Origin of the sequence: Myroides sp. N17-2, from assembly GCF_002286775.1 — a bacterium.
Classification (GTDB): domain Bacteria; phylum Bacteroidota; class Bacteroidia; order Flavobacteriales; family Flavobacteriaceae; genus Flavobacterium.
The window spans coordinates 25,105-40,733 of record NZ_NSGJ01000044.1; the positions used below are offsets into that span (position 1 = coordinate 25,105).

Genomic DNA, 15,629 nt, shown 5'->3' on the forward strand with positions numbered 1-15,629 from the left:
ATGAGAAAAGCTTTCTTAAATTGGAGTAGTGGTAAGGACGCCGCTTATTCATTGTATCAGATACAGCAAGCAGATGAATTAGAAGTAGTGCGTCTAATGACGACTGTCAATGAGCATTTCGGACGCGTATCTATGCACGGAATAAGAGAAGAAGTATTACAACGACAAGCAGAGTGTATAGGATTGCCTCTAGATATTGTGTATCTAACAGAGAAGCTAACGCTTGAGGAATACGAAAGTATAATCATGAGTAGATTAAATGAGTATGCTAATGATGGAATAGTGGATAGCATCTATGGAGATATTCTCTTAGAAGATTTAAAGGTATTTAGAGAAGCTCAATTAGCAAGATTAAATATCACAGGTGTATTTCCGCTGTGGAATAGAGATACTACAGAATTAGTACACGAAATGATAGACAGTGGATTAAAGACGATTGTGATTTGTGTGAATGAGCAATACTTAGATAGGAGTTTTATCGGACGTACGATAGATAGGCAGTTTATCGCAGACTTGCCTGAAGGAGTTGACCCATGTGGGGAGAATGGAGAGTTTCATACTTTTGTTTACGACGGCCCAATGTTTAAAAAGCCTGTTCCTTTTGAATTAGGCGACATTGTTTATAAAACGTATGATGCTCCTAAGCAGTGCCATCAAAAGGAGATATTACAGTATGGCTTTTGGTTCTTAGATATTTTATAAGGTGAATTTGTTTTGCATTATTTCAGGAACAGAGATTGTAGTCCTGTTTTGATAATCGAAAGTTACCATGCCTGTTTTTGCTTTAGCGATAAGTTTTGTATCTGTTTGAACAAGGTAATATAGATCAAAACTCACTCTACTAAAATCGCCAGCGACCACCTGAATAGATAAAGTATCACCATAGAAGGCTTCATTTTTATACTCAATAGCAACATCAGCCATAATAAGGCTTACACCAGCACAATCCATTTCTGTATATCCAAAATGTGATAAAAATAAAACTCGTGCTTCATGCAAGATAGATAATAGTTTATCATTGCCTAAGTGGTTGCCATAATTAAGGTCAGTTATTCGTACAGGTATTTTGGTTTCGAAGATAAATTCAGTCGGTAGGTTCAGTTTTACTCTTGCCATAATAATATTTAAAAGATAGTAATGTACAAAAAAACCAGCAACATCGTTACTGGTTTTTTCTTTATATTAATTATTGACTGTCTATTATAGTTTATACGTAAGATTGACAAAGAGGTTTCTACCTGGGTTTGGTATCTTATTCCAATCCGCATAGGTAGAATAGTAAGTGTCAAGTATATTTTCAACGCCTATACCCACATTCAATGCTTTAGACTTAATAGTAAAGTCATAATTCGCATTCCAATCTACTATAGCATAAGATGGTGTTCTAACTTCTCCATAAGCTTCAGCTGCATTGTTTTTTACAGCATTTCCTTTTAGGCTTAACTGCGTTTTAAACGCATTGTATTTATAGTCAATAGCTGTTCTATAAGCTAATGGAGCTATAAAAGGCAAGGTGTTTTTGTCACTATCTTTTCCGTAGCTATAAGTTAGTCCACCTGATACTTTCCAATTCGCATCTATGTTGTATGTGAAGTTCCAATCTAATGTACCTTGTATAGCATGATCTATATTAGCATATTTCTTTACTCCTAAACCACCATATGTCATAGCATTATACACAGGGTCTATCACACCGATAATATAATTATTCAAGTAGAATATAGAACCTGATACTTTAGTAGAGAATGCAGGTGTAGCATATTTAATAAAGAAGTTTCCTTCATACGACGACTCATTCTTTAAGTTAGGATTACCAATGTAGTCATAGCGATCCCCACTATTAAATAAATAGTATCCGTATCCCTCAGATACTGATGGAGCGCGGTTGCCATATCCAGTACCTATTCCATATAACCACTCACCATCAAAACGCTCATAGTTAACAGCGAAGTTTCCAACAGTACGTGTTTTATTTTGTTTGAAGGTGTTGTCATTTAAGAATATACTCAATTGATCAACTCCTTTTTGGCTAACGTGATTAAAGTTGATACCTAAGGTTCCAGAGACAAGTAGACTGTTCTTATCATCTATTTGCCAATGGTCTTTTACGGTTAAACCACCATAGTTAGTCTTGATATTCGGCCACGTATAAGCAAACATATTGGTTGCTCCTGGTATGGTCGATAGCATCGTCATTTCTGCCAATGACTTATTATAATAAGTATTTGCATTAACGCTTACATGATGCTTTTCTTTTATCGTAGTGGATAGCGTAGTATAAGCACCATATGTATCTGTCCATCCAGGCATAAGCATACGGATAGGAACTACAGGACGTTTGGTGTCATCCATTCGATGCGTGATAGTGTTGTAATATAACTTAGTTTCCCACTTGTCTATCCATGAGTCAGTAGGGGCGTAGGTATGTTTAAATGAAGTAATAATAGCTTCAGCCAATCCCACATCCATAGGAAGTGCAGGATATCCTACATCTATAGCCTTGTCATATATTATAGAGGCTTCTAAGCTGTTGCTTTCATTAATAGCATACCCAATAATTCCAGAAGCATTTAACTTTCTAAATTGGGAATACTGTATTTCTTTATTGCCTCCTGCTTTATAATTGTCAGCATCTCTAAACATAATAGAACCACTAGCATAAAACTTCTTAGAAGTAAAATCAAAGTTACCACCAGCTATCTTTTGTTTATTGATACTCTCAAAGCCTGTCTGTACTTGCCCTTTGAAGGTTTGTTGTTCTGTGAAAGATAATTTACGCGTACGTAAGTCTATACTTCCGCCAAGAGTAGCTCCAAACATAGATCCTTGAGATCCAGAGGTAATATCCATTCCATCTAGGTTGTTCACTTCCACATAGGATGTGATAGGATCCATCTTATCTGTGCATGCATGGAATATCTGCATACCATCGATGGTCTGTCTAGTGCGTTCGATAGCCATATTATTTATCATAGGCTCCCACGCATAGGCACCCCTACGTACTAGAGTGATGTTCTCTTGCGTAGCTAAGTAATCATCTACTGATGCTAACGGCTTTTTATCTTGTAGTTTTTTGTTTTGAGACTGATGAGTAACAACCACTTCTTGTAAAGCATTGTTACTTAGTGTATCTTTTACCTGACTAATAACTAATGTTGGCAAGGCAAGTAAGATACTAACGATATGTTTTCTTTTTAATATCATGTCAAATGGAGTAAGGTAATTGTAGATCTAAGAATGGTTTTGTTAAAAAACAATATCAAAGAATTTATCTCCATTGACAGTTTCTTTTCCGAAAGAGTCTTTCCCTACAAGTTGACCAGCTACTATTTCACCTGCTTGGTTTTTAATCACTAAGTTTAAGAACCAATATCCAGTCATACTAAAAGGAAGTTTGCCTTCATATTGTTTAGTACTAGCGTTATATTTAAGTGTTATAATTCCTTCTGCTACACCGTGATTACCCATATCAGGCATTCTTGGGTCTATCGTAACAACCAAGTTGTCTACTTCAGGAAACTCTGTAGCCATTTTCTCATTTCTATAGATAGATACAGCTATATTATTAAGACCTGTTTTTGGTTCGTACATTGGATGTAGAGCAGCATAGTGCTTTACAGCATTAATATTGAATGTCTCAAGTGTTTTTCTATCACTATTCACGATGGTATTAAGATCCTGACGATCGTAGAATTTACCACCTCTTACAGTAGTTATTAACGCAGTCTCTATCTTTTTGTCTTTATTGGTAGTAGTTACTTTTATTTCCCAGTAGTCAACCCCAAGTTCCATACCAGACATAGAGAACATAATCTCTCCTTCAAATTTGTTGGTAGTACCCGCTATAGGTTTAAGTTGACTGATAGGAGCAGAGTGAGACATTTTATGTCCATTAGACATCGTCATATACATCGTTAGAGTCATCGATGTATTCGTAAACGTCTTGTTTGTCGCATCATTTAGATCATTTATTTCTACAACTATTGGTGTTGTTGATGGAGCGTAGAACTCTTTTACGTTGCTATATACTGTGAATTGGAAGTTGTTTTCTTTTGCTTCAAGTGCTTTGATAGTTGGTTTTGTCACACCAGGATTTACACTCGGTCCTTTATCCATAGCATTATCATCAGAAGTACATGATGTAGTTAATCCTAGTGATAGTATAGTCAATGCGAAGTATATAATTTTTTTCATTTGTTTAATCTTAAAATATTTAAATAGGTGAGAGGGTACGCTTCTATTAATCAAAGGAATAATAGAGGTACACGAGTATGCCTATACTATGTTAATAGTACAGCTAATACGATAAATAAATAAGATTAAACGAGGGGTGGCTTAGTTAAGTCTAAGACAGGTAAGTAATAGTAATCAGTGTGATAACTATCGATTACCTCAGTAGAATAGTTATGCTCTACAAGTGGAGCTAGTGCCCAATCATATTGGTTAAAGAACAGAACTTCTAATTGTGTTTGAAAAGTTTTTTTAGCAGAGAATGGGTTCTCGTCCTGAGCAGTCTTCGCTAATTCGCTCTTAAGGTGACACGAACCATTACAAGTTAACTCAGGTCTGTCTTTATTAACACACAGCTCTTGTATAGCATCATAGTTTATTGCAAAGTCAAGTATAGGGAATACTGGCTTAGCAAAGAATAGTAGCACTATGAATAATATACATTGTTTCATAGTGCAAAGATACGTAAGCTAAAACTATTAATAAGATGACTTAAATCACTTTTGTAGAAATAATCAACTCTTTGGTTTAGATAATCACTCTTTTTAAAGCAGGATAAATTCAATAGTCAATTACTATTAGGTTTCCCAGCCTATATCTATATTGCTACCGTTCTCATCTGTTGTCACAGATAGATGTATATCACCCATATCAATCCCATTTATATTATAAAAGTAATTGATATAGTACTTTCCAGGGTATCCCTCTTGAGCTTGTACATCAATTAAAATAAGCTTTAGGTTACTGATAACTTTATCTATATTTTCTGAAGCCGGTTTACCTAAACCTACTTTTTTTAGTTGTTCTGCATCAGTATTGTTGATGAAGAAGTCAATATTCTCTTTTACAATGCTTGTAGGGCTTGCATAATCCTTGCGAATAGCTTCTATGTTTTGTTTATTATAGATAGCGATATTCTTACTAAAGGTCTTCTCATCAATGTTAAATCTTCCTGTATTTACTACAGCGAATATAGTATCTGTGCCTATGATTAGCTTTTTCATATCATCGATAGTTGGCTCGTCGGTATATTCTTCTCCTTGTTCATTGACAGGAATTAAGTCAATTCTAGCAGGAGAGGGCTTGCGCAGGATGAATATACCTATCAAAGCAATAAGAATTAAGGCAACGTAGATAATAGATTTTTTCATAATATTTGATACATTAATTAACTCTCCCAGTTGATGTCTATAAAGTTACCTTGTAGATCTGTTTTTATTACAATAACTGCATCGGCATATTTTTTTCCAATACTATAATCAAAAACTAAATAGTATTGATCATTTGGCCCCTTAATTGGATATAACCATATATTTATAAGTTTAAGCTTTTGATATAGTAAAACGTTATTTTCTTGAGATACGTTATCCATTCCTAAAGAGACGAATTCTTTTTCAGTAAATTCATTTAAATGGAAGCTTAGGTAGTCCTTTATTAGGCTGTTGTCCTCAGCATAATTATGATCCATATATTCTTTGTTTTTGATATCATAAGAAGGTATGTTTTTGAGGAAATCTTCTTTTGTACTATTAATTTTACTGAAGTCAATATTTAGATATATAGTATCATTCTGTATGATTTCTTTTTGAGTCAGATCAGTGCTAATTGGTATATCGTTATGTTGAATCAAAAAGAATATGCCTATTAGCACAGCAACTATTACAACTGTAAATGCAATCTTTTCTTTCATTGTATTGTGGATTCTTTTAGCAGTATAAAAGTACAGATATATTTTATAAGTTGTTTATAATCAATTATATTTATTGTTTAATAAATAAGTATAGATGAGTAAGTTCGGTTTTTTAGTATTGTTATTAACGATATTTTCTATACAAGAAAGTAATGCAACATCATATTCCCATGCATCGTTAAGTGATTTATATAAAAAGGCAGATGCAGTAGTGTATGGTAAGGTAGTTAGATTTGAAGAAATAGCAGAGAGAAATACTATTAATGATAAAGATGAATTAGCTCTACCACCGCCAATATTCTATAAAGGAAGAATCGCTATTATCATTACTGAAGTGATTAAAGGAAATATCATAGAGACAGAGATATGTATAGGTAATATGAATGATATTAATGGACTTGGCTTACCTGAAGTTGAGATTGGACAGAATTTACTATTGTTTTTGTTTAAAGGCATTAAAGAGGAGAAGTATATATGTTTTTCTATGGGGAGACAATTTACAGGTAGAGATATTCCTTCTGAAGAATATAAAATTTACAAACAAAAACTCACTTCACTTCAATCTGTCTTAAATATCAAAGATCCAAAAGTACGAGAACAACATTATATCAATTGGATGATTAGCTGTGTGAAAGAACCATTGACAAAATGGGATGGGATATTTGACTTAAAAAATAAGAAGCATGTAGGTAGAAAAGATGTAGAACTAGTTGCAAATCCTTATCAATTAAACACAACACAATATAATGAGTTGTGCGATATTGTTTATCAGGCTAAAGAACTTAGTTATGATAATATTCAGCTTATAGCTTATCTTTATGAAAGTAGGGAGAATAAGGAACTGTTAGCATTCTTAAGTCAGGAGTTTAACGAAATAAAGGTAAATAAAGACAACTTTTCTAAGCTGCGTGAATGCACTTTATTAATCGCTAAATTATCCAAGAGAAGCGATTTGACTGAATTGAGTGCATATATCAATTCGAGTGAACCAATGTCAACACGATTAAAAAAGATAAAAGAGTTTAAAAAGAAGATTTAAGCTCAGTAATAACATTTAATAAGGCATCTGTAATTCATCTCAGATGTCTTTTTTTGGCTATTATGGAAGGGGTGGTCGGCATGTGGTCGGCTGTTGATGGGCATGTGGTCGGCTTAAAAGTGCTAAAAACAGCCTATCACCTGCCTAGCACTATCCTATCAACAAGGAATCATTATGGAGATAGATGGGGTATGTAAAGACATTATATAAACAAAAAAGCCTAGATAATCGATGTTATCTAGGCTCTTCGCATATTTTAGTATATGGATTATTACATAAAGAATTCTCCTGTATCGCTCATACCGATAGGTAGAGCAGTTCGGTCTATCCACTCTTGAGCTTGTAAGCTAAGGATAGGAGCTGTGTGCACTTTAGCAGCAAACCCTTCTCGGGCTTTAGATACTATCTGTTCTTCGATATTCGAAGAGTTGGCCGTAAAGAACTCGATTGTTTCTTCAGCGATGTGAAGTAAGGTGATTTGGGTTTTGTTATCTACTTCATAGCTATCGATTACCTTAAAGTACGCACCAGACTGTAGCATCACATGGCCATATTCTTCCATCTGTGGCACTAAGGCAGAGATGTCCTTTACATGTGCAGATGCGATTAGATAACGCAAATTAGTAGTTAGACCTCCGCCTTTATATGATGCATCAGCGAAAGTACGCTCTTGTATGATCTGTCCTATTTGGTATTTATTGATAAAATCTTGACTTAGTTCGCAGTCACGGTAGAATAGTGATAATCCTGCGAATGTCTGATTAAATATTTCTTCTATTTGATGTTTATCCATTTGGTATGGGTTGTACTCCTTGTATTAATAAAAAGCAAAGGTAAGAGTTTTGCGTGTTTTACTCTGTTACCTCTTCACTAAAATAATTCTCATTCATCTTCATTACTCGTTTCATTATCTTCTTTTGGAGAAGTTTAGGAGCGATAACTTTCATCGATTCACCGAAGCCAAGTATTTCTCTTTCGAGTTCGAAGTTAAGGACTACATCTATGCGTATCTTCATACCTGTCTCATCTTCTTCTAACACCTGCTGAGAGTGGTGTATCGGTTTGGTCTTTACATAGGGAATGTTATATTTATTCACCCATAAGATAACTTTTTGAGCACGGTCTTGTGCTGTTTTGGTTACCCCAAGCGCATCTTCATAATATCGGTCGAAGTCTACTCCCTCATAATCTTTATAAGGTTCGTTCGCTAAGGCATATACATTGAGAATACGGTCAAGTGCTAAAGTCAATAAATGCTTATGGGTACTGCTACGCACGACTACGAACCACCTGTTACGATACTCTTTTAATAAGTAAGGATAGTAGATATTCTTAGTAGCTTCTTTAGATTTGAACGACTTGTATTCTATCAGTAAGGTCTGTTTATTCTTAATCGCTTCGTATAGCGGGCTGATAAACTGGATTCCTTTAAGGAGGTGATTGCCCTCCATCTGTATATAATTAGGCGCCTTCGTACTTCGGGTAAGTAGACTGTTATCTAACTTGGCGATTACTTCACTCATCTCATCTATTTGACTAAATCCGTTGAGGTGTTTTAGGATAGCCACTACTTCTTTTAGCTTCTCCATATCGGCATCGTTGATAGGAGAGTTTTTTATACTGTAGTTGGCATCTTCATATGTATAGTACTTTCTATCCACTACTACTATCGGCGCGTTATATCCTAATCCCTCACTGCGCATAGCCTGAATGTCGAGCTGTATCGTACGTTTGCTAATTCCGGTGTCGATACCCTCGTACTCATATAGCCCATCTGCTACCTTCTCGATTAGGTCGTTAAGTGTCCATTTTCTAAATCTGTTTTGCAGACATTCGTCGATAATACGGTAGCGCAGTAGTGCTAATTTATTCGTTGCCATAGCTTTTTAGTTATTTTGAGTAATCAAATATACGCATTCTCTCCTTTATGTGCGCATTGTATTTGCGTAGTCGTTTTTTGTTTTAACTTTTTTTGGTTGTAATGAATTGGTATTTAGTGTTTAATAAAATATTTTACAAATATTTATTAGTGCGCAATTTGGTTGCGTAGGTAGGCGTGCATCTTTGTACTGTTCGAAAGATACAAACCTTGGAAGCGTTTCGGTATAGCGCAGAAGTGAGGGGCAGTAGTTTACCTTATCCTGTTTGTAACCTGTAGAATAAAGAGGTTCGACTCCTCAAGCTCACGAGAGTGAGTGACTAGTGGTTTAGTAAAGAATGTTCGGGTCGTAGGTTCGACTCCTACTATTATCTCAGGATAATATAGCTCAGTTTGGTTAGAGCAGAACAATTGCCTTTTAAGCAATTTTAGGAGAAGTCGGGGAACTTCTATAAATATCCCCTCCATTAAAAAGGTTCAGTCAAATAGTGTTTCTGTTTTTCATACTTCTAAGTCTTAGGCTTGCGGTGTGAAAGACAACTTATCAAAGCCTGTAAAAACAAGCTAATCTGTGGAAGAGGAATAGGGGATGATATAGAGTGGATGACTTGCTCAGTGAGTCATTCAGGGCTATACACAAACTATTCTATTGTGCAGTTTACTTCTTTTTCCGCCTGAGGTAAGCGAGACCTATTTAGACTGTTCTTTATGATAAAGACGTAAAATATTAAAAATATACAACTATGAAAAAGTTACAAGTAAAAACAAACCACGTTGCCTTAGTGTTTAAACAAGGAGAATTACAGAGAGTATATACTGCAGGTCAATATTGGTTATGGGGTGAGAAAGACGTAGCGGAGTATAATATGTCTGAGAACTTCGGGATGCGTAGAGATATAGAAGCGTTGTTACAGAATGCAGAGTTAAGCGCGATGTTAGAAGTGATCGATGTGATGGATAACGAGGTTGTGTTAGTTTATAAAAACAAGATATTTAATACAGTCTTAGGGGCTGGAAGACATATCTATTGGAAATCAGCTAAAGAGTATTTGTTCGAAAGATTTAATACTGAAGCATTAGCTGTGGATAGCACTATCGCAAGAAATATAATGGGGAAAGGCAATATGTCAAACTTCATGAGAATGTACACTGTGGGATCTAATGAGAAAGGATTGTTATTCGTAGATGGGCAGTTCGAAGAGATATTAAAAGCAGGGGAGTACAGATATTGGAAAAACGATATCAAGGTACAAATCATTTTAGTAGATGTACGTCAGCAAGCAATAGATATGAATGGTCAGGAGATCTTGACAAAAGACAAAGTACAGTTGCGTATCAACTTTAACTTGGTGTACCAAGTGCAAGATTTGTTAAAGGCATATGTGGATAATAAAGAGGTAGAGAAGCAGATGTATAACGTAGTGCAGTTGATGTTGAGAGAGAAAGTGGGGAGAATGTCATTTGACGAATTGATGGAGAACAAGGAGAATTTGTCTTTAGAAATCTTAAATGGGGTGAAAGAGGAGATTGCATTATTAGGTATCGAAGTAAAGAACTGTGGTATCAAAGACATTATCTTACCTGGAGATATCAGAGAGATTATGAATCAGGTGTTGATCGCTGAGAAAAAAGCACAAGCCAATATGATTACTCGTAGAGAAGAAACTGCTGCTACACGTAGCTTGCTTAACACTGCCAAGTTAATGGAAGAGAACGAAATGCTAATGCGATTAAAAGAGATGGAGTACATCGAGAAGATCGCTGATAAAGTAGGTGAAATTAGCTTGTCTGGAGGAGGGAACGTGTTAAAGCAGTTGAGAGAAGTGTTCTCAAGGTAATTAGGAATTTAGAATTAGGAATTTGTGGTTTGGGTTAATATTAAATGGTTTAGTAGAGACGTCAATACTTTGCGTCTAATATTTCAGTTGTCAAGTAATCCTTGACAACTGAATTTAAAGGGATAGTTACTTGTTTCTAACTGAAAACGAGAATGTGTTAATATAGAGAAATGACTGTAATTCACTACTTAGTGAATTGTGAAAAAGAATATCTTTGTGATCAGTTTAAAAACAATAAAACACAATGAAAAAACTCTTAGTATCACTTACAGCTCTATTTGCCTTTTTTGGGTGTCAGAATAAGCAAGCACAAGGTGCGGAAGTTAAAGTGCCTAATCAGACTATTGTATTCAGTACAAATTGCAAGGTCATCAACTTTGACTTAGATAATAAAAAAGTAGTGTGGGAATACACTTCTGCTCAAGATGAAGCTGGAAACAGAAATAAGTTCGACTTTGATGAGACTACGTTATATATGCCTTTTGAGAGCGGTAAGTTTGTCGCTTTAGATATCCTAACAGGTAAAGAAAAGTGGGTGTATGAAGCAGGTCAAATAGGGATGATGGATGTGGCAGTAGATGCATCAGGTGGCTTTGAAACAGAAGCTGGTAGTGAGCCGTACTTTCTGGGGCAACCTTTGCAATATCAAGATAAGGTGTATACTGTGACAACAGGAGGAGGAAGTTATCCATACTTCGTTATATTAAATAAAGCGGATGGTACTGAATTTCAAACGGAAGGAATAGAGACAAAGTTTAATATGTATCAACCTGTACTGTGTCAAGAGAACGTGTTCGTTAACTCTGCTATTTATTTAAACAAATATTCACTTCGTGGTACACCTACGAGTTATGGAATGTATGATGAGAATACTTTTGATAGTCCATTGTACACACAGATGCGCAGTAATGGAGAGACATTATACTTTGGAGAAGAAGACGGTAAGTTCTATGCTATTCCATTTAATAAAGACGGAAATGTAAAAGGAGATAATGATGATATTATGGATCCGAAGAACAACTTTAAGGATAACCTATCTATTTATACTTGGAGATATCAGTCTAAAGAGTATCCAAGGTTAGCGACTAGTTTTGAGAGTAATACTGTATTATATGGTAAGACGTATGTGGTCAATGTGCGTAAGGCGGATAGTGATGCTCAAGCTTTAATAGGGTTAAATGCTAAAACAGGAGAAGAGCAATGGAAGTATGTTTTGGCAGAGGAGATAGTGAACTGGCATCAATCAGGAGAAAAACTTATAGGCTATACAGCGAAGAAGATCTTCGTGTTAGACTTTGATGGAAAGGAGTTAGCGACTTATCCTATTGCGGAGGAGTTTAAACCACTGACGAATATAGAGGAAACAAAAGAGGGGCAGCTAGTATTCTTAACTATTAATGGAGTAACAGCAATAGATAAAACAAGTAAACAAGCTAAGGTACTTATTCCTTATGAGGTAAGAGAAGAGTATCATAATACAGCTTATATAAAATATTTTAAGAATTAGTTAATTGGTTTAACAGTGGATGGTTTACAGTTCACAGTGTAAACCGTTGACTGTAAATTGAGAAACGATGAAAGAGAATACACCTATTAATGGGAACGATTTATTGGATTTAGGGTACCCACATACAGAATTGTTAGGGATCGCTTTAAAGGTAAATAAGAAAAGAACAGGTTTTACGAAGACTGAGATGTTGGCACATTATAAAGCGGTGTTAGCTAATGCAGAGGATTATATTAACCATAATGTTTTTGGAAAGTTGGCTACCGCTATTATTGAAGGAGTGGGACAACGCGAAGAAGAGGAAGTTATTCCGTTAAGAGAGGAAGCTGTTGAGTATAGTATCTATGGCGCACAGCATATCGAAGATGGAGCTATCGCACAGATGAGAACTGCGGTAAAGCTACCTGTCGCTGTAGCAGGTGCGTTAATGCCTGATGCACATCAAGGATATGGACTGCCTATCGGAGGGGTATTAGCGACAGATAATGCTGTTATTCCTTATGGAGTAGGTGTGGATATTGGGTGTAGAATGGCGTTGTCTATCTTTGATATTAAAGGCCTGGAGTTCTATGGAATGGAAGACTTGCTAAAAGAACAATTGGTTAAGCATACTAAGTTCGGTGCAGGACACGGATTTCAAGGACAGTATAAAGCACAACACGAGGTCTTAGATAGAGGAGAGTTTAATCTGAATCCGTTTATTAAGAACTTGCAAGATAAAGCGTGGGAGCAATTGGGATCTTCAGGAGGGGGTAACCACTTCGTGGAATGGGGACTAATGGAGTTTACAGAGCGTGATGAGGTGTTGAAGATAGAGAAGGGAACTTATTTAGCCTTATTAACACACTCAGGATCTCGTGGAATGGGAGCGACTATAGCAGGTAGATATACGCAGATCGCTAAGGATATCTGTAAGTTGCCTTATGAAGCCAAGAACTTAGCTTACTTAGATCTAAATTCGGAAGCAGGACAAGAGTACTGGATGATGATGAATTTAGCAGGTGATTATGCTTCTGCTTGTCATCAAGTGATCCACGATAAGTTGACTAAAGCCATAGGTGCGGAGGTATTAGCGAAGATAGAGAATCACCATAACTTTGCGTGGAAAGAGATGTACCAAGGGAAAGAGGTTATTGTTCACCGTAAGGGGGCTACTCCTGCGAGTAAAGGTGTTATGGGGATTATACCTGGATCTATGACCGCGCCAGGATTCTTAGTGAGAGGAAAAGGAGAAGAGGAAGCATTGAACTCTGCTTCACACGGTGCAGGACGACAAATGAGTAGAACACAGGCGATCAAAAAACTGAAGTCTGAGGATATTAAGGCGGCCTTAGCAGATTGTGGAGTACAGTTGATTGGGGCAGGTAAAGATGAAGCACCGATGGCGTATAAAGATATTCATCAGGTGATGGCTGCTCAGGGGGAGTTAGTAGATGTCGTAGCGATGTTCACTCCTAAGATAGTTCGTATGTCAGATGACGGAAGTAAGGAGGATTAAGTCTTTAAAATTATAAATTATAGAAGGTTACTAACGAGAGTTAGTGGCCTTTTTTTGTTATAGCTAATTAGGATCGTTATTGCGAGTTATTCTTGTTGAATGTGATGTTATTTTATTAATAATGTAAAGTATAGGATTATTGATTATAATCTGATTAACTAGATGTAGTATAACGTAAAAATAAATTTGCTTCTATTATAAAGAAGTTGCTCTTAGAATACTATAATGATAGAAAGAGATAGCTAGTCAATGGATTATATAAAATGTTATGAGTTTGAGGACTTGCTTTTTTAAGTAAAAAAAGTTCCCTTAAGCAGGTGGTGGAGTATGTGCTTTTGTATAGTCATAAAGGTAAATAATACAATTATGGGTTATACAAGTTTAACTTAGTATTGTGTTTGTTTATCAGGTAGTTGTGTTAGTAAATGTCAATAAATTATTTTTCTTGTTTTTTTAATAATTGCACAGCTATTTAATTTTATTTAATGATACTCTGTGTAATAATTGGATAATATAGTTATTGATTGTTTTTATTTTAAATTTGATATATCATTTTTTGTGTTTTGTTAAATATATTTTAATTAATTATATTAATTTTTGTATAATTTCGTATAAAATTAAATGTAATTATGAAAAGAAAGTTGATTAGTGTGTCGTTGTTGTCTATGGGGGCATTAACGACATCTTTGGCCTATACTTATAAAGATAGTTTAGGCGTAGAGAATCTTAGCCTATTTAATAAACAGGAGGAATATATAGACTTAAGTTTAGAGGATATTGAAGATTTATATGATAATGATGCTAAACAAGCGTATGATGGTACACCAAAATGGCCTGTTTTAAAACCAGGGAATACATTACCAGATGATATCTATTTAGAACCATTAGATCAGCTGCCTCTTAATGCTGGAAATAATACGATGCCTTATGCTGTCTATCAAAAATCTCCTGTGCCAGGTGAAGAACCTACTTTAATAGGAGAGATAGATTTGACGGTTAATATTATACGCGCTATTATTACTACAGTTTCTTTTAATGCTAAAATTGTAACGACTAATCAGCTACCATATATTTATACAATAGAAGGTGAGCTACCAGATGAAGTTATTCAAAAAACTGCCAATAATGCCAATGGAATACTTTATAAGCATAATGGGAAGAGTCAGAAAGCACCGTTTTCTTTCTCTGCTGGAGGTAAATATAATGTTACTTATAATGTAGTTAGGACAACTAACTATGAGAAGTTAGATTTGAATGGTGTACTATATGTTATTCCAGGTTTAGAATCAGGTACAACACTTTATGATAAGAAGGATCATAGGGAGGATGCTAAAATAGATGAATCTCTACTTCCTCAAGGTGTAAAAGTATCTTATGAATTTAAAGATGAAAGTAAAAATAAAGTCAGTGAATTGATTAATGCAGGAGTGTATACAGTGATTATGTATATGAGCCTAGATGATGTAGTAATAAGTAATGAGGAAAGTACTTATACAATTACAAAAGCACCTTTATCAGCATTTACTTTAGAGGAAAAATCGTTTGTTTATGATGGTGAAATCAAGGGATTACTAATAAAAGAGAATGTACCAGAAGGAGTTAAAGTAGGGTATGTTTATAAGAAAGACGGAATAAAAGTTGATAAACCAACGGAAGCAGGTGAGTATGATGTTACGATAACAGTAGATGGCGGAAACAACTACGAGTATAAAGAAATTATACCTACGGCTAAGTTGACTATTGAGAGGGCAGAGATAACAGGGGTAAGCTTCCCAGCCGACTCAACTACTTATGATTCTAATCCACATCGTATAGCAGTATTAGGAGCACCAGCAGGCTCAACAGTTGTTTACACTTATGAGAAAGATGGTATATCTAGTACAGATGCGCCAACAGAAGCAGGTGATTATACTGTAACAGCCATAGTAACAAATGGCGATAATTATAA

At 35.4% G+C, this 15,629-nt stretch carries 14 protein-coding genes; 6 read left to right on the forward strand and 8 right to left on the reverse strand.

Features of this window, described 5'->3' with window-relative positions:
• Entirely contained in the window at positions 1–702 is a 702-nt protein-coding gene (locus CF599_RS15845; protein ID WP_121966955.1) for a diphthine--ammonia ligase, read from the forward strand.
• Here the strand turns inward: CF599_RS15845 and CF599_RS15850 are convergent.
• From CF599_RS15850 to CF599_RS15875, 6 genes are all read right to left on the reverse strand, one after another.
• On the reverse strand, positions 697–1,116 hold the full coding sequence (locus CF599_RS15850) for a thioesterase family protein (RefSeq protein WP_121966956.1): 420 nt from the start codon (positions 1,114–1,116) through the stop codon (positions 697–699). The genes CF599_RS15845 and CF599_RS15850 overlap by 6 nt on opposite strands.
• 84 nt (positions 1,117–1,200) lie before the next feature.
• Entirely contained in the window at positions 1,201–3,204 is a 2,004-nt protein-coding gene (locus CF599_RS15855; protein ID WP_121966957.1) for a TonB-dependent receptor, read from the reverse strand.
• Between the two features lie 42 nt (positions 3,205–3,246).
• Complete coding sequence (locus CF599_RS15860; protein ID WP_121966958.1) at positions 3,247–4,194, reverse strand: hypothetical protein; 948 nt, start codon at positions 4,192–4,194, stop codon at positions 3,247–3,249.
• A gap of 125 nt (positions 4,195–4,319) precedes the next feature.
• Positions 4,320–4,682 (reverse strand): hypothetical protein, encoded by a 363-nt coding sequence (locus CF599_RS15865; protein ID WP_121966959.1) that lies wholly within the window; start codon positions 4,680–4,682, stop codon positions 4,320–4,322.
• Positions 4,683–4,808: 126 nt separating this feature from the next.
• Entirely contained in the window at positions 4,809–5,381 is a 573-nt protein-coding gene (locus CF599_RS15870; RefSeq protein ID WP_121966960.1) for a DUF2004 domain-containing protein, read from the reverse strand.
• Between the two features lie 17 nt (positions 5,382–5,398).
• A complete protein-coding gene (locus tag CF599_RS15875) occupies positions 5,399–5,920 on the reverse strand; it encodes a DUF2004 domain-containing protein (RefSeq protein WP_121966961.1) in 522 nt (173 codons plus the stop codon).
• Between the two features lie 94 nt (positions 5,921–6,014).
• Between CF599_RS15875 and CF599_RS15880 the strand changes: the two genes are divergently transcribed.
• Entirely contained in the window at positions 6,015–6,959 is a 945-nt protein-coding gene (locus tag CF599_RS15880; RefSeq protein WP_121966962.1) for a hypothetical protein, read from the forward strand.
• 271 nt (positions 6,960–7,230) lie between these two features.
• Here the strand turns inward: CF599_RS15880 and CF599_RS15885 are convergent, their stop codons facing one another.
• Positions 7,231–7,752 (reverse strand): hypothetical protein, encoded by a 522-nt coding sequence (locus CF599_RS15885; protein ID WP_121966963.1) that lies wholly within the window; start codon positions 7,750–7,752, stop codon positions 7,231–7,233.
• 58 nt (positions 7,753–7,810) lie between these two features.
• The gene (locus CF599_RS15890; protein ID WP_121966964.1) at positions 7,811–8,839 is read right to left on the reverse strand and encodes a YafY family protein; all 1,029 of its coding nucleotides are present in this window, start codon (positions 8,837–8,839) and stop codon (positions 7,811–7,813) included.
• Positions 8,840–9,581: 742 nt separating this feature from the next.
• On the opposite strand from CF599_RS15890, the gene CF599_RS15895 reads away from it, so the two are divergent.
• The 4 genes from CF599_RS15895 to CF599_RS15910 all read left to right on the forward strand — a co-directional run.
• Complete coding sequence (locus CF599_RS15895) at positions 9,582–10,676, forward strand: slipin family protein (RefSeq protein WP_121966965.1); 1,095 nt, start codon at positions 9,582–9,584, stop codon at positions 10,674–10,676.
• A 244-nt stretch (positions 10,677–10,920) separates the two neighbouring features.
• Entirely contained in the window at positions 10,921–12,183 is a 1,263-nt protein-coding gene (locus tag CF599_RS15900; protein WP_121966966.1) for a PQQ-binding-like beta-propeller repeat protein, read from the forward strand.
• A gap of 67 nt (positions 12,184–12,250) precedes the next feature.
• Positions 12,251–13,681, forward strand: a complete 1,431-nt coding sequence (locus CF599_RS15905; RefSeq protein ID WP_121966967.1) for an RtcB family protein — start codon at positions 12,251–12,253, stop codon at positions 13,679–13,681.
• 629 nt (positions 13,682–14,310) lie between these two features.
• A partial coding sequence (locus tag CF599_RS15910) for an MBG domain-containing protein (RefSeq protein ID WP_143824824.1) occupies positions 14,311–15,629 on the forward strand: 1,319 nt, incomplete at its 3' end.

Excerpts from the sequence above, each read along its gene's own strand:
- CF599_RS15845 (WP_121966955.1), top strand. The coding sequence starts at position 1 with ATGAGAAAAGCTTTCTTAAATTGGAGTAGTGGTAAGGACGCCGCTTAT.
- CF599_RS15850 (WP_121966956.1), bottom strand. The coding sequence starts at position 1,116 with ATGGCAAGAGTAAAACTGAACCTACCGACTGAATTTATCTTCGAAACC.
- CF599_RS15855 (WP_121966957.1), bottom strand. The coding sequence starts at position 3,204 with ATGATATTAAAAAGAAAACATATCGTTAGTATCTTACTTGCCTTGCCA.
- CF599_RS15860 (WP_121966958.1), bottom strand. The coding sequence starts at position 4,194 with ATGAAAAAAATTATATACTTCGCATTGACTATACTATCACTAGGATTA.
- CF599_RS15865 (WP_121966959.1), bottom strand. The coding sequence starts at position 4,682 with ATGAAACAATGTATATTATTCATAGTGCTACTATTCTTTGCTAAGCCA.
- CF599_RS15870 (WP_121966960.1), bottom strand. The coding sequence starts at position 5,381 with ATGAAAAAATCTATTATCTACGTTGCCTTAATTCTTATTGCTTTGATA.
- CF599_RS15875 (WP_121966961.1), bottom strand. The coding sequence starts at position 5,920 with ATGAAAGAAAAGATTGCATTTACAGTTGTAATAGTTGCTGTGCTAATA.
- CF599_RS15880 (WP_121966962.1), top strand. The coding sequence starts at position 6,015 with ATGAGTAAGTTCGGTTTTTTAGTATTGTTATTAACGATATTTTCTATA.
- CF599_RS15885 (WP_121966963.1), bottom strand. The coding sequence starts at position 7,752 with ATGGATAAACATCAAATAGAAGAAATATTTAATCAGACATTCGCAGGA.
- CF599_RS15890 (WP_121966964.1), bottom strand. The coding sequence starts at position 8,839 with ATGGCAACGAATAAATTAGCACTACTGCGCTACCGTATTATCGACGAA.
- CF599_RS15895 (WP_121966965.1), top strand. The coding sequence starts at position 9,582 with ATGAAAAAGTTACAAGTAAAAACAAACCACGTTGCCTTAGTGTTTAAA.
- CF599_RS15900 (WP_121966966.1), top strand. The coding sequence starts at position 10,921 with ATGAAAAAACTCTTAGTATCACTTACAGCTCTATTTGCCTTTTTTGGG.
- CF599_RS15905 (WP_121966967.1), top strand. The coding sequence starts at position 12,251 with ATGAAAGAGAATACACCTATTAATGGGAACGATTTATTGGATTTAGGG.